General features: G+C 58.5%; 1 rRNA gene. It reads right to left on the bottom strand.

What is annotated here, in order from left to right:
- A 16S ribosomal RNA gene (locus tag ABT158_RS51255) occupies positions 1 to 977 on the bottom strand; the annotation flags it as partial.
- Positions 978 to 1,108 lie beyond the last annotated feature (131 nt).

Raw genomic sequence — 1,108 nt, forward strand, 5'->3', positions numbered from 1 at the left:
TTTCCGGGTGATGTCAAACCTTGGTAAGGTTCTTCGCGTTGCGTCGAATTAAGCAACATGCTCCGCCGCTTGTGCGGGCCCCCGTCAATTCCTTTGAGTTTTAGCCTTGCGGCCGTACTCCCCAGGCGGGGCGCTTAATGCGTTAGCTCCGGCACGGAACCCGTGGAAGGGTCCCACACCTAGCGCCCAACGTTTACAGCGTGGACTACCAGGGTATCTAATCCTGTTCGCTCCCCACGCTTTCGCTCCTCAGCGTCAGGTAAGGCCCAGCAAGCCGCCTTCGCCACCGGTGTTCCTCCTGATATCTGCGCATTTCACCGCTACACCAGGAATTCCACTTGCCCCTACCTACCTCTAGCCGGCCCGTATCCACCGCAGACCCGCAGTTAAGCTGCGGGCTTTCACGGCAGACGCGACCAGCCACCTACGAGCTCTTTACGCCCAATAATTCCGGACAACGCTTGCGCCCTACGTATTACCGCGGCTGCTGGCACGTAGTTAGCCGGCGCTTCTTCTGCAGGTACACGTCAACTTCGTCCCTGCTGAAAGAGGTTTACAACCCGAAGGCCGTCATCCCCCACGCGGCGTCGCTGCGTCAGGCTTCCGCCCATTGCGCAATATTCCCCACTGCTGCCTCCCGTAGGAGTCTGGGCCGTGTCTCAGTCCCAGTGTGGCCGGTCGCCCTCTCAGGCCGGCTACCCGTCGTCGCCTTGGTAGGCCACTACCCCACCAACAAGCTGATAGGCCGCGAGCCCATCCCCAACCGAAAAAACTTTCCACCACCACCCGATGCCGGGGGCGGTCGTATCCGGTATTAGACCCAGTTTCCCGGGCTTATCCCAGAGTCAGGGGCAGGTTGCTCACGTGTTACTCACCCGTTCGCCGCTCGAGTACCCCGAAGGGCCTTTCCGCTCGACTTGCATGTGTTAAGCACGCCGCCAGCGTTCGTCCTGAGCCAGGATCAAACTCTCCAAACAATGCTTGGAAAAGTGGTTGAATCCCAACCAAAAAGGAATCCGTCCATCCGAAGATTTGGACGGGGTTATGCATGTGTTTCATGCACTGGCTTTTAACACACTGTTGAGTTCTCAAGAAACGGACGCGTACT

Source organism: Nonomuraea sp. NPDC001636 (assembly GCF_040298265.1).
GTDB lineage: Bacteria > Actinomycetota > Actinomycetes > Streptosporangiales > Streptosporangiaceae > Nonomuraea.